Consider the following 18418-nt stretch of genomic DNA (forward strand, 5'->3'; position numbering starts at 1 on the left):
ACGCCTCGTCGGCGCCCGGTTCGTACGGCGTGAAAGCCGTCGGTGCGTCGAGGGCGGATTGCTCGTCTGCAGACACTGTTATAGCGAACCCTGAAAAAGTAACCGGTATTGATAGCAAACCGTGCCGCACGGTGCAAGTTCGGTGGCCAAAGTTGCAGCTGGGCGACAGGCGGTCTAGGCTTCAACGTTCAAATTTGACCATCGGTTGCCGAGTCCTTGGCGCTGGCCGCTTTATTATTCGACGTCGACGGCACACTGGCCGACACCGAGGCCGATGGCCATAGGCCAGCGTATAATCGTGCCTTTGCCGCGCACGGTCTCGACTGGTATTGGTCGTCTACGCTCTACCAGGAACTGCTGGCCGTCTCCGGCGGCATCCCGCGCTTGTCTTGGTTTCTCGACACGTATAGGCCATCACTGGGCGTTCATGCCGCGGCTTATCGACACGACCCCGGTGCTTGGATCCGCGCGCTGCATCGGCAGAAGGCACGTTATTTCCGGCGCCAGGTCGTCGCTGGCCGAGTTGCGCTGCGGCCCGGCGTCAAGCGTTTGATCGAGGGCGCGATAGCCGCCGGTATACACGTAGGTTTGGTGTCCAACGCTTCGCGCGCGACCGTCGATGCGCTCGAAAAATACTGTGTCCAAGCAGCGCTGGGCGATGTAATCTCGCTCACGATTTCGGGCGACGACGTGTTGCGACCCAAACCGGACCCGATGCCTTACACATTGGCTTGTGAGCGGCTCGGCGTCGACCCCGCGTGTGCGCTTGCGCTGGAAGATTCGCCGGTAGGTCTGACCAGCGCACTGGCTGCGGGTCTCCCCACGCTGGTTACAACCAGCGATGAGACCCGCGACCGATCTTTCCCGGGTGCCGTGGCGGTTGTCGACAGCCTCGACCATCCAGGTCGACCCGCGGGCGCTGATGCGAATGCGGGGGACACCTTCGAACGCGTCGATATCGACGTTTTACGGTCCTTGCACGTATCCGGTGCAGACACGCATGGTTCGACGGATGGCTGACGGCATCCGATCGTCGGGTGACGCCATGATCAGGGCAATGTCACCGGTGTCGGCGGTTGCCAGTTGTCGGCTCGGTATTCGGCGATAACGGTCGTATCGATGCCGCCGCGCGTCCAGAATGCCGACTCCAAGCGAATGAAGCGTGGCTCGATGGTCGTGGCGATCGTATCGACGATGTCGTTGGTCACCGCCTCATGGAACGCGCCGACGTCGCGAAACGAGGCGATATAGAGTTTGAGCGATTTCAACTCCACGCAAGCCGTGGCCGCGACATAGGAGAGCGTGAGCGTGGCGAAGTCGGGCTGACCGGTAACCGGACACAAACAGGTAAACTCCGGAATCTGAGTGCGAATGGTGTAGTCGCGCTCAGGCTTGGGGTTGGCGAATGTGGTCAGTGGCGTATTGGTGTGTACGGTCATCGTATGAAAGGTATGGAACGTGCCGGATAGGATACCGAAGATAGCCGCACAAACAGCGAGCGTGCCATGCGGTTGAGTGCGATCAAGCTGGCCGGCTTCAAATCCTTTGTGGAGCCGACGACGATCGAGCTCGATGATGACCTGACGGCCGTTGTCGGCCCCAACGGCTGCGGCAAGTCCAACGTCATCGACGCCGTGCGCTGGGTGACCGGTGAATCCAGCGCCCGCCAGTTGCGCGGCCAGTCGCTGGAAGACGTCATATTCGCTGGTTCGAAGACGCGTAAACCCGTCGGTCGTGCCGCCGTGGAGCTGGTTTTCGACAACGCTGACGGCTCATTGGGCGGTCCTTACGCCGACTACGCCGAAATCTCCATACAGCGCGAGCATAATCGTCGCACCGGCTCGAGTTATCGCATTAACGGCACGCGCGCACGACGTCGCGATGTGCAGGATCTATTTCTCGGCACAGGGCTCGGTGGCCGGGCGAGTTACGCGCTGATCGGGCAAGGTTCGGTGAACCGATTGATCGACGCCAAACCCGACCAGATCCGTGATCTACTCGAAGAGGCGGCGGGTATTTCGAAATATAAGGAACGACGCCGCGAGACCGAAAACCGCATCGCCCATACGCGCGACAATCTCGACCGCTTGAGCGACCGTATCGAAGAATGCGAACAGCGCGTTGAGTCACTGGCCACCCAGGCCGAAACCGCGAGCGAGTATCAGCGATTGCAGGCCGAACAGCAGCGCGTGCGGCGTGGCCAACTCGCGCTGCGCTGGCGTGACTGGCGCGACCGCGCCGTCAGCACTCAGGCCGAACAACAGCGCCAGGCCGAAATTCTGGCCGCGCGCCAGGCCGACAAAACGCATGCAGATCAGCGTCTGACCAATGCCGAGGCCGAACGCCAAACGGCAGCCAACGCCGTTGATACGGCGCAGACGGCCTATTACGACGCCCAGGCCGAAGCCCAGCGGCTCAGTCAGGCCGTTGAGCACGCACGTCGATGGCGCGAACAGCGTGAAGCTGAGCGTACGCGACTGGCCACACGGGCCGAGGAGTTGGACGAACGGCTGGAGACTGCGACCGCCGAACGCGAGCGCACGGCTGCGGAAACCGAGCGTGTCCGGGCGGAAAAACCCGATGTGGATGCAGCTGAGCAGCGTGTGGCCGATGAACTTGAGCAGGCGGAGGTGGCAGCGCGCAATGCGGAACGTGAGCGCGACGCACTGTTTGAAGGCGGTGATAATCCGCAGCTTGACCTCGATTCGGCCGAACGCCGCTATACCGAAGCCAAAGATCGTCGACATTACGCCGAACAGCGGCTCCAGGCCCGGCAGCGCGAGCTTGACGCCGTCGAGGTTATCGATCGCGATGCGCTGGCGCGGGAGACAGATAATCTCGATGCACGCCAGCAGGCAATAGAGACCGAGACGCAGACGCGCGCCGAATGCGCCAGTGCACTCGAAGCGCTGGCCACCCGGATCGGCGAGTGTGAGCGCGAGCTCGCAAGCGCTCGGGATACGGCTGGTGAGCTACGTGCAGAACATGCTGCCGAAACGCGCATGAAAAACGCGCTGACGGGTGGTGATGATGACGCGATCAATGCTTGGCTGGACACCGCCGGCGTGGATGAGCAGGCCGTGGCGCTCGCCGAGCGCGTCACGATCGAGGCCGAGTGGCAGACCGCAGTCGAGCGGGTTCTGGGCGAACTCTTGCGGGCGCGGCTCGTGCCCGACCTGAGCGTATTTGAGCACGCCGAGGTGCCCCCCAGCGCGCTGCAGTTGGCGATTGATCAACGCACCGACGGCGGCATCCGCGCTGAGTCGCTGGCAACGAAACTAAGCGGTCCAGCGCCGTTGATCGCCGCCGCCGAAACCCTGTTTCCGATAGCCGATGTTGCCAGCGCACTGGCGCGCCGCAGCGAACTGAGCGACCCCGAGTGCTTTATTACACCCGACGGCGCGCTGATTGGCCCATATGCGCTAGCACTGCCGGGGCGTGAAGCCGAAACCGACGGGGTGATTGCGCGTGAACGCGCCATCGAAGCGATCGAGATGCGCCTCCACGAGGCCGACCAGCGCGTTGCCGACACCGAGGCTGAACTCGGGCGCGTGCAACAAAACCGCGATGACAAACGAGACGAACTCGCCGCACTGGATCAGTCGCTTGATGCGCGCCGTCAGGCATTACAGCGCGAGCGCGATGAATGTGACGATCGACGTCGACGTGCTGACCGAGCCGAAGCGCGTCAGCGCGAACTCGAATCCGAAATCAGCGAAGCGCGGCAAACGATCCATGACGCGGATGCTGAAGCCGAACAAAATGCGCGACGCATTGCCGAGTTGCGGACCGAAGCCGAGCGTTTTCAAGCCGAGCGCGAACGCTGTCAGTATGCGTTGACCACGGCGCGTGACAACCGCGACGCCGCGCGCCGCGCCCTGACCGAAGCCGAGCATCGACGCCGCGACATCGAGGCGCGCATCAGTCGCGCCGAGTCTGAGAAGGCCGCGGCCGAGTCGCGTGTCGCCGAAGCCCGCCGCTCGCGCGAGGCCATCAGCACACAACTGGCCGAGCTAAGCGATACGGACAACGACGCTTCGGAGGCGCCGACGCAGGCCGATGTCGACAACGCCGAAGCCGCGCGCGCGGCAGCTGAAACCCGACTCCGGGATGCGCGCCACGCGTTGGACGCGGCGGAATCAGCCTGCGCCGAGGCACGCCAGCACGTCAGCACCCTTGATGAAGCGGTGGCCGCGGCCCGTGAAGCAGGCCACACTGCACGCACCGAGCTCGAGACCGCCGCCGCGCGTCGCGATGGCTTCGCCGAACAACTCGCCGAGATCGAACCGGAAACCGATATTGCCGCGTTGGCTGACGCGATGGACGCTGCGGAAGACGCCGACGCTTGGCAAGCTGCGCAGAACAAGATGAGCCGCCAGATCGAAGCGTTGGGCAACGTCAATCTTGCGGCCATCGACGAACACGCCGAGGCCGTCGAACAACACCGCGACTTGCAATCTCAGCACGCGGACCTGGACCAGGCGCTGGCCACGTTGAACACGGCGATCGAGAAAATCGACCGAGAGACGCGCACGCGCCTTAAATCCACGTTCGACCAGGTCAACGAACATTTCGACGCGTTTTTCAACGAATTGTTCGGCGGCGGCGAAGCCACGCTGGAGCGAACCGAATCGGACTGGCTGGTGGCCGGTATCCAGGTTATTGCGCGACCGCCGGGCAAGCCACGCGTCGCGTTGGCGATGTTGTCCGGTGGCGAAAAGACTTTGACCGCACTGGCCCTGTTGTTCGCGTTATTCGAATTGAATCCGGCGCCGTTTTGCATGCTCGACGAAGTCGACGCGCCACTCGATGATGCCAACGTCGAGCGTTTCTGCCGGTTGATCGAGCGCATGGCCGAGCGTGTTCAGTTTGTGATGATCACCCATAACAAGACCACCATGGAACGCCCCCGGCGGCTGCACGGTGTGACGATGGCTGAATCGGGTGTATCGCGCCTGGTCAGCGTGGATATTGACGCTGCGTTGGCCATGGCCGAGTAGGCGACGACGGATCACGTTTGCCGTCGAGCGTCCGGTCTTGGGATCAACTGACCGGCACGCTGAAAAATTGCTATCGTAAGACAATTACGGGCGCAGCAGCGTCGCCATTTTTCAGACTACGTTTAAACCCATTATGCTCTTGCAGTGGCTCATTCTCGTTGTGGTTGTTGTCGCTATTGGCGTCGGCTACTGGCTACTGCGCACTCGCGGTAGCACCGACCCCTGGCAAAACATGGACCATGGCGTCGATACGCCGTCGACGGATACCGACGAGGACAGTTCGAACGAAGCGGATGACGAGCTCGCAGGCACGGGCCTGGAGGGGGACTCGTACATCGTCGCTGTACGTACGCTGACGGCGGATCTGCCCGCGGATCAATCAGCCGCGCGTACCGAGGACAACAGCAGCGTCGCCGATGACGCCGCCGAAGCAAGCTGGCAAGCCTATAAACAGAACTACGCCCGACCGTCCGGTGGGACCGAAAAATCCGATACGAGTCGACGTGCTGAGTCGACAGCTCGCACCGAATCGTCGGCCGAGTTGCCACTGAACGATATGCTCGACGACTCGGCCGTGCCGCCCGAGCCGGGACCGAGTTTCGCCCCCGGGGCGCAGCAATCCGTCGAATCTGGGCAGCGTACCGAGCGCACCTCGGGGGATGCTGATACGCGCTCAGCGGCCGATGAGGCCGAACCGCCACCGCAGCGCGATGCTGCCCCCGAGGATGCATCGCAGGCAGCGTCAACGGCGCAGCCGCGCCCTGAGCCAGCAACCGAATCCGAACCCGAACATGCGAACGCGGACGAACCAACGCCGCCCGCGGCATCGGAAGCATTGAGTCCACACCAGGTCATCGAACCTCAACCGCGGCTGAGCGACGAGCAGGAAATCTTTGTCATCCACGTGGTCGCGGGCCGAAACCAGCGCTATGCCGGGGTCGATATCCACGCCGCGCTGGCCGAGCAAGGGCTGCAGTTTGGCTTTCAAAGCCTCTATCATCGGGTGGCGCGCGATGGCGAACGACTGCGCTCGGTTTTCGGCGTCTCCAACATGGTTAATCCGGGCACGCTCGATCCGGACGAGAAAGGCAGCCTGTCGACGCCGGGACTGACGCTGTTCATGGTCGCGCCTGCCAGTGAATCGGCACGGGCGACGCTTCGTGACATGATGGAAACGGCCAATGCGCTAACCATCGCCCTCGGTGGTCAGGTGCTCGACGACCGACGTGCCGTGTTGACGGCCCAGGCTGCGCAGTACATGCTCGACCGAACGGCCGAGCTCGACCGTCGGGCAACACTCGCCCAGCGGCGTTAAATGGTGGCAGATCAACCGTCGGTGGCCGCCGCCGACCGCGCTGCCGAACTTGCCCGCTCGATCGAGGCCCACAACCGCGCCTATTATGTCGACGACGAGCCGACGATCAGCGATGCTGAATACGATGCGCTGTTCCGTGAACTGGTCGACCTAGAAGCCAACTATCCCGCTTTGAAAAGGGTGGATTCGCCGACTCAGCGGGTTGGCGCGCCGCCGTCGACGGCATTCTCCTCGATCACCCACGGCCAAGCGATGTTTTCGTTGGCCAATTGTTTCAACGACGATGAGCTGACGCGCTTCGACGATAGCCTCCGCCGCGAGCTCGGTGTCGAAACACTGACCTACAACGCTGAGCCCAAGTTCGACGGCAGCGCATTGAATCTGCGCTACGTCGGCGGCGTGCTGGAATCGGCGGCGACACGCGGTGACGGCACGGTGGGTGAGGCGGTCACACCGAACGCACGCACCATCCGCAACCTGCCGTTGCGGCTGGCGGGTGAATTCGCCGCCGACAGTGTGCTGGAAGTCCGCGGCGAGGTGGTCATGCCACGTTCGCGTTTTGAGCGTTTGAACGCGGGGTTGGTCGACAGTGGCAACAAACCGTTCGCCAACCCACGCAATGCTGCCGCCGGCAGTCTGCGTCAATTGGACTCGGCAATAACCGCCGAACGGCCGCTGATGTTCTACGCCTACGGCATTGGCCAGCGGATTGACGTTGCAATCACCGATCGCATTAGTGAACAGCTCGAACGACTTGACCGGCTCGGTTTCACCGTTAGCCCACACATTGAACGCGTGCAGGGCGTGGCGGGGTGTATCGATTATTACCAGCGCATGGCCGAGCGTCGGCCCGAGCTCGATGTCGAAATCGATGGCTGTGTGTTCAAGCTCGACGACGGTGCCCAGCGCGCTGAGGCTGGATTCGTGGCCCGCGCGCCGCGTTGGGCGATCGCGCGCAAGTTTCCAGCCGAAGAGGTTGTAACCACGCTTGCCGACGTCGATTTCCAGGTCGGCCGCACGGGGGCGGTAACCCCGGTCGCCAAACTCGTGCCGGTAGCCGTCGGGGGCGTGACCGTCTCTAACGCCAGCTTGCACAATGCCGATGAAATCGCACGCAAGGACGTTCGCATTGGCGATCAGGTTCGGATCCGCCGCGCCGGCGATGTGATTCCCGAGATCGTCGGTCGCGCCGCGGCTGAGCGACCAGCCGATACGCGCGCCATCGAGATTCCGGCGGCGTGTCCGGAATGTGGCTCGGCGGTTGATCGTGTGGGGGATGACGCGATCGCACGCTGTACCGGTGGGCTGGTTTGTCCGGCCCAACTCCGCGAAGCGCTCAAGCATTTTGCATCGAAATCGGCTATGGATATCGATGGCCTCGGTGAACGCCAGATCGTGGCGTTTGTGGCCGACAACTTGCTGGCGTCTCCGGCCGATATTTATCGCCTGTACCAATATCGCGATGCGTTGATCGAACGTCCGGGGTATGGCGAAAAATCGGTCGACAACCTGTTAGCGGCAATCGAAACCAGCAAAAACACCACGCTCGCGCGTTTTCTCTACGCGCTGGGCATTCGGGAAGTCGGATCAGTTACCGCCGACTCGCTGGCTGAACGCTACAAAACGTTGGACGCTGTACGCATGGCTGCGTTGGATTATCCCGACCAGGTGGCGCGCGTTTCAGCCGAGCACAGCACGAAAAAGGCACAGGAAGATGCGCTAAGTGAAACGGGGCTGCGCGCGCTTCCGGACATTGGTCCGCGCGTGGCGGAATGTATCGCCGAATTTTTCGCTGAACCTCAAAACCAGCGCGTTATCGACGAACTGCTCGCGGCCGGCATCGTCTGGCCGCAGCCAGAGGTATCGGTGGCCGGCGGTGAGCTGGCCGGGGTCACGTTTGTCATCACGGGGCGTTTGCCGACGCTGACCAAGGATGAGCTCGAAGCACGCATCAACGCCGCCGGTGGGCGGGTGGCCAGCAATGTGTCCAAAAAAATCGACTATGTCGTGGTTGGTGAAGACGCCGGTAGCAAGCAAGAGCGTGCCGCCAGTCTCGGTATCACCCAGCTCAATGAAGCCGGCGCGCTGGCATTAGTGGATGGCAGCTAAGGCATGGACAACGCGCCGTCGGTCATCTGACTCGAAGCTCACATCGGCTAGCACCGGGCGATGCCGTGTATTGGGCCCGGCGGGCGACGCGTTGTAACGCTGGCCTGGTCTAACGCCTGTTGGTCGGAGGCCGCAAAAAAGTGCTGATATGGTTCGAGGCGCGGGAACCATCAGCGCTTCGTCGTCATGGAGTTGCCGTTGCCGAAAAACGCGTGCACGCCTGCTCAATGAGACGGGTAACGAGCGCCTCGTAGCCGATACCAGCGTGTTCGAATAACTTCGGATACATGCTGATCGGTGTAAAGCCGGGCAGTGTGTTGACTTCGTTGACGATGACGCGCTCGTCACTGGTTACGAACACATCGACGCGCGCAAGCCCGGCCAGATTGAGTGCTTTGAATGCGGTGGCCGCGACGTTGCGCACTGTTTCGGCCACGTTCTCCGGTAAATCGGCCGGCACCACCACGCCTGCGGCCTCGGCATCCAGATATTTGGTTTCGTACGAGTAAAAGCCGTCCGTCAATACGATCTCGCCGCAGCCGCTGACTTCCGGGTGCTCGTTGCCCAGTACGGCACATTCGATCTCGCGACCCGTCACCGCCGTTTCGACGAGGACTTTATGATCGAGCGCGAGTGCGTTATCGAGCGCCGGTTTGAACGCTGTTTTACTCGTCACCCGACTGACGCCGACCGACGAGCCTTGGTTCGCGGGTTTGATGAATAGCGGTGTGCCGAGTTGTTCCGCGAGCGCATCGAAATCGGCGTTGGCGCTGTCAGCATGACTCAGCGCGCGGTAGGGCGCGGTTGCTAATCCGGCCGCGCTCAGCAGTCGTTTGGCAATGTCCTTGTCCATGGCCATGGCCGAACCGGCTATGTCAGTGCCGACAAATGGCGTATTCAGCCAACGCAAAAGGCCTTGCAAACCGCCATCTTCCCCGGATGTGCCGTGGATGATGGGAAAAAAGACATCGATAGGATCGATGGCTTGGCCGCTGGCGCTGTCGATGAGTACACCGCTGGTAGCGCCTGGATTCAGGTGTAATCGGTTGGTCGATGGCTGGAGAGCGATCCTGGCCGGATCATTGGCGTCGGTAACGAATGCGTCCGGTGGATAGTGATGCCAGCCACCGTTATCGTCGACGCCGATAACGATGACTTCGAAACGTGCGCGGTCGATGGCCGCGACGATGTTGACGGCCGAGATAAGCGACACGGCATGTTCAGTTGAGGGTCCGCCGCAGATGATGCCTACACGTGTCCGCATGATTAATTAGTCGATGTGTTGGCGGATGCGGCTGCTTCTAGGCATCCGGCTACTTGAAAATAGTGTAAACGGCCCACAAGCAATTGTCCGAGCGGCAGGGGAGCCGCAATTCTAGCCATTTGCCAGACGACGCCTAAAATCATGAGTCAAACTAAATCAGATGCCAACAGCGCCGGGCAAGCCGAACCGGAAACCCACGGCTTTCAGGCGGAGGTCAAGCAGCTGCTGCAGCTGATGATCCACTCCATGTACTCGAACAAGGAAGTCTTTGCGCGCGAGCTGATCTCGAATGCTTCCGACGCGCTCGACACACTCCGGTTCGAAGGTGTCAAAAACGACACGCTGTACGAAAACGACCCGAATCCGCAGATCTGGATCGACTTCGACAAGGAAGCGGGCACCGTCACCATCGGCGATAACGGCATCGGCATGACCCGTGACGAGGTCATGGAACGCATTGGCACGATCGCCAAGTCCGGCACGCAGGCATTTTTGAACTCGCTGTCGGGTGACGAGAAAAAAGACGCCCAATTGATCGGCCAGTTCGGCGTTGGGTTCTACTCGTCGTTTATTGTTTCCGATCATGTCACCGTGGAAACGCGGCGCGGTGGTGAATCGACCGGCGTGCGCTGGATCTCCGACGGCGGCGGCGAATACACCATCGAGGAAGTCGCCAAGCCGCGGCGCGGCACCGAGGTCACACTGCATCTGCGCGAAGGCGAGACAGAGTTTCTCGAATCGCAGCGGCTGCGCTATTTGGTGACGACTTACTCGGATCATGTAGCGTTCCCGATCATGATGGAGCAAGAGCAGTCGGAGCAGGCAAGCGACGACGACAGCGAAAGCGAAGACTCGGAGCCCCAAACCGAGCAGGAGCCGGTCTGGGAACAGGTCAACCGTGGCGCGCCGCTGTGGACGCAGGCCAAATCCGAGTTGGCCGACGAGGACTACAAAGAGTTCTATAAGCACACTTGCCACGACTTCGAGGATCCGCTGACCTGGACCCACAACAAGGTCGAAGGCAGCCAGGAATATACCTCGCTGTTGTACATTCCGAAGCGCGCACCGTTCGATCTGTTCGATCCGCAGAGCAAGCAGCACGGCGTCAAACTCTATGTACAGCGCGTGTTCATCATGGACGACGCCGAGAAATTGATGCCGCGCTATCTGCGTTTCGTCAAAGGCGTCATCGATTCCAACGACCTGCCGTTGAACGTCTCGCGTGAAATCCTGCAGTCCAATCGGGCGCTGGACAAAATTCGCTCCGGGTCGACCAAGAAAGTGCTTGGTCTGCTCGAGTCGATGGCCAAGGATGAAGACGAGGCCGACAACTACGCCACGTTCTGGAACGAATTTGGCCAGGTGGTCAAGGAAGGCATCGTCGAGGACAGCGAAAACCGCGACAAGATCGCTGGCCTGTGTCGCTTCCGCACGACCAAGGAAGAGTCCGATCCCGGCGTGTCGTTGGATACCTATATCGAGCGCATGGCCGAAGGCCAAGACAAGATCTACTACATCACCGCGGACACCATGGCCGAGGCCAAGCATAGCCCGCATCTCGAGATCTTTAACAAGAAAGATATCGAAGTGCTGCTTTTGACTGACCGCGTCGATGAGTGGGTCGTGGCGCACCTGACCGAGTACGAAGGCAAAGAATTGTCGTCGGTCGCCAAGGGTGCGCTCGATCTGGGCGAAGCCGAGACCGAAGAAGAGAAAAAAGAGCACGAGAAACTCGAAGAGGAATCCAAGGACCTTTGCGAGCGGATCAAGAATTCACTCGGCGAGCGTGTCAATGAAGTGCGCGTGACCCATCGGTTGACCGACTCACCGGCCTGTCTGGTTGCCGATGAATCCGGTATGTCGGCGCATCTGGAGCGGATTCTGAAAGAAGCCGGTCAGGCCATGCCGAACCAGACGCCGCATCTGGAGATCAATCCGACCCATCCGCTGGTTGAAAAACTCGCTGCCGAGCAGGCCGAGGATTCGATGGAGTCGTTTTCACAGCTTCTGTTCGAGCAGGCCGTATTGGCCGAAGGCGGCGAACTCGACGACCCGGCGACGTTCGTCTCGCGTATGAACCAGATGCTGCTAGCGGTCTCCAAGGGCGCTGCGTAAAGGTAAGCCGCGCCTGTTGCAAAACAGGCGCGTTTAGTGCCGCCGAAACGCCGGGCGCTTTAGTGCGTCTCGGCGTTTCGGTTGTCGGCGTCTATAGCATCGCCCAGGGCGCATGAATGACCACCCGTGCCCACGGCGGCACAGCCGATACCTCTAGGATCGGATGCGGCGTTAAGCTGGCCGTTGTCGTGGTTGACCACAATCGCGTGCATATCGCCGTAGTGGTGGTCGACCTTTTTGAACGAATGGCCCATCGCCTCGAGCTGGTGGCGAACCTTGGGCGATAGTGCGCCCGGCTCGTACTGAATCGCATCGGGCAAATACTGATGGTGATAGCGCCCGTGCTGGACGACATCCTGGGCGTTGCCGCCGTGGGTGAAATCCAGAATGCCCAACAGCACCATTGAGATGATGCGAGAGCCGCCCGGGGTTCCCACGATCAGCGTTTTCTCGGGGCCGGTCACAAAAGTCGGCGACATACTCGATAGGGGTCGCTTACCCGGCTCGACCTGGTTCGCTCGGGTGCTGACCAAGCCATAGCCGTTGGGTGTCAACGGTTTGGCGGCGAAGTCGTCCATTTCGTCGTTCAGAAACACGCCGGTTCCCGGCGCCACCACACCACTACCGAATGGGAAATTGATCGATAGTGTGGCCGCGACGCGGTTGCCGGCGCTGTCTACGATCGAAAAATGCGTGGTGTCGGTTCCGCGCTGGCGGCGATATGCGCTGGTGACCGGCGCTAGCGCGTCACTTGGCGTGGCCTGATCTTTCGTGATACTGGCGCGCAGGCCAGCGGCGTAATGGGGATCAGTCAGCTTGGCAAGCGGCATATCGACAAAATCAGCATCCCCTAGATAAGCCGCGCGGTCGCGGTAGGCCCGGCGCATCGCTTCCGCGGCCAAATGCACGCGGTGGGTGCGATCGAGCTTCGACCATTGGTAGCCGGATAGAATGTTGAGTGTTTCCAACAGCTCGATCCCCCCGGCCGAAGGTGGCCCGGCCGATACCACTTTGAATTGGCCGGCCGGTGTTTTGTACTGACCGCTCATCGGTTCGCGTTCGACGACGCTGTAGTCACTTAAGTCCTTGCGGGTCCAGATGCCGCCGGCCGAACGATTGCCGGCGACCAATTTGGCGGCGACCGGACCGTCGTAGAAGCCAGCTTTGCCATCTTGGGCCAGCGATTGGAGGGTTTCGGCGAGCTGTGGTTGAACGAGCGAAGTGCCAACCGGTAATGGTTCGCCGGCCTTGGTCAGTATCTTGTCAGCGCTCGCCGGATAGCGCTTTAGAAGGTCCTTCCGAAAGTTGGCGAGATGGTGCATGTCGGCGTTGACCGGCACGCCGTTTTGCGCCAGTTCAATGGCTGGTGCGAGGTCTTCGGCCAGCGAGAGTTGGCCGTAATTTTGGGCTAGATGAACGAGCGCGGCCGGCTCGCCGGGAATCCCCGCAGCCAGGCCGCCGTCGCGCGATGCTCGTTTTTTGATCTCGCCGTCGGCGTTTTGATACATGCGCGGGGTGGCTGCTGCCGGGGCTTCCTCACGCCCATCGATCATGATATTGCGGCCGCTCTCGTTCTGATGCAAAAGCCAGAATCCACCGCCGCCCAGTCCGGAACTCTGTGGCTCGACAACGGCCAGGGCTGCGGAGACCGCGACCGCCGCGTCAAATGCGTTGCCGCCACGTTGGAGGATGGTTTGCCCCGCCTGGGTTGCCGCCGGATGCGCGCTGGCCACTGCGGCTTTATTGGGTGTGGCACTTGCCTGGATGCTGGCCGCCAACAAGAGCACGATGCCTGCAGCGGCAGATGTGAGGTTGTACCAGGGTGTGTTGCCTGTTCGCATTGCTGACATCTCCGGGGCCATCAGTGTTCGGTTTTGGTATGCAGTCGCTCGGCGACCGGCTTGGGCACCAAGCCGGTAAGCTGGCCATTTAGAAACGCGATCTCGCGCACAAGTGTCGATGAGATATGGGCGTACTCGGCCGAGGGTGCGAGAAAGATGGTATCGACCTCAGGGGCCAGATGGCGGTTCATCATCGCCATTTGTTTTTCGTATTCGTAGTCGCCGACGCCGCGTACGCCACGGACCAGAACGCTCACATCGTGCGCGTGTGCGAAATCCACGACTAGGTCGGTGACCGGCATCACCCGTGCGTTGGGCACATCGGCTAATACTTCGCTGGCGATCTCGACGCGCTCAGCGTAGTTGAAAATCGAGCGTTTTTCGTTGCTGGAGGCCACCGCTACGATCAGGTCGTCGAACAGGTTTGCCGCACGGCGGATGACGTCGGCATGGCCGTTAGTGATGGGGTCGAATGTGCCGGTGTAAGCGGCGCGAACTGGGGTATGTTGAGTCATAGGCTTTCGACAAATTGACGAGGGGCGCGGTCATCTGCGCCTGATAACCCACTTAATATAGCAGTCGGGATCAGCATTGACTGAAAGCGCCCAGTGGCGATAGCCGCGCTTGGCTTTTCGGCTTGTTGTATCCGTGTCATCACCAACGCTACCAACTGGCCCTGGTTTTCTTAGTAATCGGGGCGCAAGGACAAGCGAGGCAGCCTCTTGGATTATCCTGCGGTCCAAACCGTGCAGATGGCATAAACAGGCTGGACGTGTCGGCGCGTGTCAGCGGCCTGCGCCCTATACTGCGAGCGGTTATCCGGCTGTATATGGTCGGGCAAGCCCAAAGCCCACGGCGCCGGCACGTTTATGTCGCAGCGTTTCCAACACCGGATCAATTAATGAGGCGAACTCATGCGCTTGGGCGGCCGGATGCTCAAAATAAACACGCGCATTGGATGTCAGCGCTGGGCGTAGACGCTCGATCGCAGCGTGTTGTAGCTCATGCGCGAAGGGTGGGTCGACGAAAGCGATGTCAATCGAAGAAGCAGGCAGCGATGCGTGCCGAAAATCGCTGGCTGTGACCGTCGCGCGGGTGTTCGCACCGAGCATGTCGAGTCGCTCGCGAAGCGCGTTGGCCGTTGTGCGGTCGGTGTCGAAAAAATCGACGTGCGCCGCACCGCGTGACAGCGCTTCCAGCCCGAGCGCGCCGGTCCCGGCGAAACAATCGATGCAGTGAGCGCCCTCGATCATGGGCGCTAGCCAGTTGAAAAGCGTTTCGCGAACTCGCTCGGCGGTCGGGCGCAGTCCATCGGCATCGGTGACGGGCAGGCGTGTGCCGCGCCATTGGCCGCCGGTCAGGCGTATGGTTGCTGGTCGGCCCGGTTTGCGGCGACCTCGGCTGCGCTGTTTGGCCAAACTATCCGGAGTCAGCCGGTGTCGGTGCCACCAACCGTGATGGCGTCGATTTTAAGTGTTGGCTGGCCGACACCGACCGGCACGTTCTGACCTTGTTTGCCGCAGACGCCGACGCCTGAGTCCAGGGCGAAGTCGTTGCCGAGCATCGAAACCTGATTCAAAATCCCCGGGCCGTTGCCGATCAGTGTTGCGCCTTTGACCGGTGCACCGATTTGGCCGTTTTCCACGCGGTAGGCTTCGTCGGCCGAGAACACGAAGTTGCCGGACGTGATGTCGACCGAGCCACCGGAGAAATTGACCGCGTAGATGCCATCGTCGAGCGAACTGATGATATCGGCCGGCTCGTCGTTGCCGGGGCACAGATATGTGTTGGTCATCCGCGGCATAACGGTGTCAGCGTAAGATTCGCGACGGGCGTTGCCGGTGGTCGGTACACCCATCAGGCCAGCGTTGTGCTTGTCCTGCATATAGCCGGTGAGCACCCCGTTTTCGATCAATGTGTTGCGGCCAGCCAGTGTGCCCTCGTCGTCGACGGCTAGCGAGCCACGGCGGCCGTCCAGGGTGCCATCATCGACCACAGTACAAAGTGGCGAGGCGACTTGTTCGCCGATGCGGTCGGCATAGGTGGATGTGCCGCGGCGGTTGAAATCGCCCTCCAGACCGTGACCGACAGCCTCGTGGAGCAATACGCCGGGCCAACCCGCTCCTAGGACGACTGGCATGGACCCGGCGGGTGCCGGTTCGGCACGCAGGCGTACCAGCGCTCGGTCGACGGCCTGGCGTGCATAGTCAGCCACGCGGTCCACGCCGTCGTTGAAAAAGCCATAGTCGGTACGTGCGCCGCCACCGGCACTAGCCGATTCGCGTAGGCCATTGGCTTCGACCTGCACGCTGATATTGACGCGGACCAGCGGGCGAACATCCCCGGCCAGGGTGCCATCGGTCGCCGCGACCAATACCGTGTCGCTTGTGCTTGCACAGGAAGCGGTCACGCGCACTACACGGTCGTCGGCTGCGCGTGCGATCTTATCGGCATGGTGCAGCAGGGCGAGTTTATCGGCGGCCTCGAGGCTGGCTGACGGGTCAATCGGCTGATAGCGCATCGGCGGCGGATTATCGCCACGGGTTAGCGGGTTGACCCGCGCGCTGTTGCCGCCATGAGCGATCGCCGCTGCGGCATCGGAGGCCTCGGCTAAAGCGGGGAATGCCAGTTCGTCGGCATAACCGAAGCCGGTCTGTTCGCCGGCCAGGGCGCGCACCCCCACACCCTGGCTCTGGCTGGAGGCGGCCGTGCGCACTATGCCGTCATCCAGTACCCACTGTTCGTTTTTGTGGATCTGAAAATAGAGGTCGCCGTAGTCGATGCCCGGACGCATCAGCGCGTCCAGCGTGGATTGCAATTGGCCAGCGTCGATTTGCGCCGGGCCGAGCAACGCGTCGCAGGCGATGTCAGTGTGGTTGTCCATAAATCTTAGCTTAGCACTCAAGATGCCGCGTATCGCATCAAGATTTAAAAATTAAGCGACTTTACTATGCTTATAGCGCTTTGTTTGCGTTATGTGCCTAAAAGTGGTGTGGCGAGGGATGCCCGGTCAGCCGCTAAACGGCATGGCATTACCCGGCTTGGTCTGAGTCCAGTGAGTCAAATACTGAGTCCAGTGTGCTGCCACTAAACGGCATTTGATCCGGTGCGGTTGAGTGCCAAGCGGTGTAATCCTTGCCCGCAAGCTTATGCACGCATTCTGTGGCATTGAAAATTTCAATATCGTAGACCCAGTTGGCCATCATCAATATGGCGGCTTTATGGGCGCCGTCGTTTGTGGCTGCGCAGCCATCTTTGACCAGATTAACCTGGTAATCGTGTGCGTAGGCGTCAAAGACACTCGTCATCAGACAGCCATCGGTCACGAAGCCGCCCATGATCAAGTGTTTGATATCAAGATTGCGTAATATCAAATCGAGTGGCGTCGCATGGAAACCGCTCCATCGATGCTTGTCGATGACGGCATCAAATTCCGTTGGCGCGATGTCGTCGATAATCTCCTTGGCCTCGGCGTCATCGCGGTAATACACCGGTTGCCCGTGGTCGTCGAGCACTTCGTGGTTGGGCAATCCAAAGCCGTCGGTACGGTTGATCTGCCGTGTGTAGATAACGGGTATATCAAGCGGTCGACAGGCTGCGAGTAATTGATCAGCCGCGGCCACTGCTGGCTGAACTCCTTGGATTCCGTATTTACTTTCTTTTTGAAAATCGATCAGAACCAGTGCGGTGCGTGATAGATCCATCAATGCGTGGCCTGTGTGGCGTAAAAAACCATGATAACGAAGCGTTACGGTCAGCCTGTCGGCTATCACGGATGCCAGTCGGTTATAACAGTTTGGAACCGGAGCCCGACGGGGTCAGTCAGCTGGTACAGCGTGACGGTGTTGAGCCAAAACGCAGCAAGCTGATTCAGCGTCACAGGCCACCCAGAACATACCAAACGCGCTAACGATCCGACGACGGCCTGGTCGGCGTCATCCGCCGGTGTTCGAGCGTTGGAAAGCGTGAACGTAGGCTCGCCACGTGGTCGAGGTCGAGGTCGGTGGTGATGACCTCGGCTTCGTCGGTGGCTGCTTCGACCTTGATGCTGCCCCAGGGATCGACAATGAGACTGTGCCCATAGGTACGCCGACCGTCGGCGTGAACACCGGCCTGATCCGGCGCGATCAGTGCGAACTGGTTTTCGATCGCGCGCGCTCGTGTCAGCACGTGCCAGTGTGCCTGGCCGGTTGTGTCGGTGAATGCCGACGGCGCGACGACGATTTCGGCACCGGCATCGGCGAGTGCGCGGTAAAGCGCGGGGAACCGCAGGTCGTAGCAGATGGTCAGGCCGAGTCGGCCGACATCGGTATCCACGATGCGGGGCTCGGGGGGACCCGGTACGAACATCGCCGATTCGCGGTAGGCCTCGGTCGAGCCGGGTATGCCGATGTCGAAAAGATGAATCTTGTCGTAGCGTGCCGCGCGCCGACCGTTGGGGTCGTAGACGAGACACGACGGGATCACGCGCTCCGCTTCGCCGGAGGCCAAAGGGATACTACCACCGACCAGCCAGATGCCGTGCGCAGCCGCCGTAGTGGCTAGGAACGATTGAATCTGGCCGTTGCCGTCAACTTCGCCGACGGGGGCGTAGTCGTTTGGGCGCCGGCCCATGAATGCGAAATTTTCGGGTAAGACAATGAGCGATGCACCGTCGGCTGCGGCTTCGCTGACGAGTCGGCCTGCGACACCGAGATTGTGTTGGACATCATCGATGCTGACCATTTGGATGGCGGCGACGTGGGATCGATTGGCTGAGTCGGTCATGGCGTGG

The 18418-nt window shown here is 61.0% G+C and carries 13 protein-coding genes; 5 read left to right on the plus strand and 8 right to left on the minus strand.

All coding sequences use genetic code 11. From position 1 onward, the window contains the following. Positions 1-216: 216 nt before the first annotated feature. Positions 217-1020, plus strand: a complete 804-nt coding sequence (locus HKX41_10145; GenBank protein ID NNC24501.1) for an HAD-IA family hydrolase — start codon at positions 217-219, stop codon at positions 1018-1020. A gap of 29 nt (positions 1021-1049) precedes the next feature. Here the strand turns inward: HKX41_10145 and queF are convergent, their stop codons facing one another. Then, the gene (gene queF, locus HKX41_10150) at positions 1050-1439 is read right to left on the minus strand and encodes an NADPH-dependent 7-cyano-7-deazaguanine reductase QueF (protein NNC24502.1); all 390 of its coding nucleotides are present in this window, start codon (positions 1437-1439) and stop codon (positions 1050-1052) included. Between the two features lie 66 nt (positions 1440-1505). Here queF and smc point away from each other — a divergent pair, with 66 nt between their 5' ends. The 3 genes from smc to ligA all read left to right on the plus strand — a co-directional run bounded on the left by smc (position 1506) and on the right by ligA (position 8424). Then, a complete protein-coding gene (smc, locus tag HKX41_10155) occupies positions 1506-5000 on the plus strand; it encodes a chromosome segregation protein SMC (GenBank protein NNC24503.1) in 3495 nt (1164 codons plus the stop codon). A 139-nt stretch (positions 5001-5139) separates the two neighbouring features. Next, the gene (locus HKX41_10160) at positions 5140-6315 is read left to right on the plus strand and encodes a hypothetical protein (protein NNC24504.1); all 1176 of its coding nucleotides are present in this window, start codon (positions 5140-5142) and stop codon (positions 6313-6315) included. After that, positions 6316-8424, plus strand: a complete 2109-nt coding sequence (gene ligA, locus HKX41_10165) for an NAD-dependent DNA ligase LigA (GenBank protein ID NNC24505.1) — start codon at positions 6316-6318, stop codon at positions 8422-8424. A gap of 184 nt (positions 8425-8608) precedes the next feature. Here ligA and ddlA read toward each other — a convergent pair whose 3' ends face one another. Then, a complete protein-coding gene (ddlA, locus tag HKX41_10170) occupies positions 8609-9691 on the minus strand; it encodes a D-alanine--D-alanine ligase (GenBank protein ID NNC24506.1) in 1083 nt (360 codons plus the stop codon). 138 nt (positions 9692-9829) lie between these two features. Here ddlA and htpG point away from each other — a divergent pair, with 138 nt between their 5' ends. Then, positions 9830-11803, plus strand: a complete 1974-nt coding sequence (gene htpG, locus HKX41_10175) for a molecular chaperone HtpG (GenBank protein NNC24507.1) — start codon at positions 9830-9832, stop codon at positions 11801-11803. A 59-nt stretch (positions 11804-11862) separates the two neighbouring features. Here the strand turns inward: htpG and ggt are convergent, their stop codons facing one another. From ggt to HKX41_10205, 6 genes are all read right to left on the minus strand, one after another. After that, a complete protein-coding gene (gene ggt, locus HKX41_10180) occupies positions 11863-13665 on the minus strand; it encodes a gamma-glutamyltransferase (GenBank protein ID NNC24508.1) in 1803 nt (600 codons plus the stop codon). Continuing rightward, positions 13665-14159, minus strand: a complete 495-nt coding sequence (gene coaD / locus HKX41_10185) for a pantetheine-phosphate adenylyltransferase (GenBank protein NNC24509.1) — start codon at positions 14157-14159, stop codon at positions 13665-13667. The genes ggt and coaD overlap by 1 nt, the downstream gene beginning before the upstream one ends. A gap of 300 nt (positions 14160-14459) precedes the next feature. Next, positions 14460-15077 carry a 16S rRNA (guanine(966)-N(2))-methyltransferase RsmD gene (rsmD, locus tag HKX41_10190; GenBank protein ID NNC24510.1) on the minus strand — a complete coding sequence of 206 codons (618 nt, stop codon included), beginning with the start codon at positions 15075-15077 and terminating at the stop codon, positions 14460-14462. Then, on the minus strand, positions 15074-16528 hold the full coding sequence (tldD, locus tag HKX41_10195) for a metalloprotease TldD (protein NNC24511.1): 1455 nt from the start codon (positions 16526-16528) through the stop codon (positions 15074-15076). Before tldD ends, rsmD begins: the two co-directional genes overlap by 4 nt. Before the next feature lie 148 nt (positions 16529-16676). Beyond that, entirely contained in the window at positions 16677-17348 is a 672-nt protein-coding gene (locus tag HKX41_10200) for a cysteine hydrolase (protein NNC24512.1), read from the minus strand. A gap of 202 nt (positions 17349-17550) precedes the next feature. Continuing rightward, positions 17551-18411, minus strand: coding sequence for a carbon-nitrogen hydrolase family protein (locus tag HKX41_10205; protein ID NNC24513.1), 861 nt, complete (start codon positions 18409-18411; stop codon positions 17551-17553). Positions 18412-18418 lie beyond the last annotated feature (7 nt).

The sequence above is a fragment of the Salifodinibacter halophilus genome (genome assembly GCA_012999515.1).
Lineage (GTDB): Bacteria > Pseudomonadota > Gammaproteobacteria > Nevskiales > Salinisphaeraceae > Salifodinibacter > Salifodinibacter halophilus.

What these genes read in the sequence shown, in the direction of transcription:
- HKX41_10200 (NNC24512.1), bottom strand. Translation starts at nt 17,348, where the DNA reads ATGGATCTATCACGCACCGCACTGGTTCTGATCGATTTTCAAAAAGAA.
- tldD (NNC24511.1), bottom strand. Translation starts at nt 16,528, where the DNA reads ATGGACAACCACACTGACATCGCCTGCGACGCGTTGCTCGGCCCGGCG.
- queF (NNC24502.1), bottom strand. Translation starts at nt 1,439, where the DNA reads ATGACCGTACACACCAATACGCCACTGACCACATTCGCCAACCCCAAG.
- ggt (NNC24508.1), bottom strand. Translation starts at nt 13,665, where the DNA reads ATGGCCCCGGAGATGTCAGCAATGCGAACAGGCAACACACCCTGGTAC.
- coaD (NNC24509.1), bottom strand. Translation starts at nt 14,159, where the DNA reads ATGACTCAACATACCCCAGTTCGCGCCGCTTACACCGGCACATTCGAC.
- ligA (NNC24505.1), top strand. Translation starts at nt 6,316, where the DNA reads ATGGTGGCAGATCAACCGTCGGTGGCCGCCGCCGACCGCGCTGCCGAA.
- htpG (NNC24507.1), top strand. Translation starts at nt 9,830, where the DNA reads ATGAGTCAAACTAAATCAGATGCCAACAGCGCCGGGCAAGCCGAACCG.
- HKX41_10205 (NNC24513.1), bottom strand. Translation starts at nt 18,411, where the DNA reads ATGACCGACTCAGCCAATCGATCCCACGTCGCCGCCATCCAAATGGTC.
- smc (NNC24503.1), top strand. Translation starts at nt 1,506, where the DNA reads ATGCGGTTGAGTGCGATCAAGCTGGCCGGCTTCAAATCCTTTGTGGAG.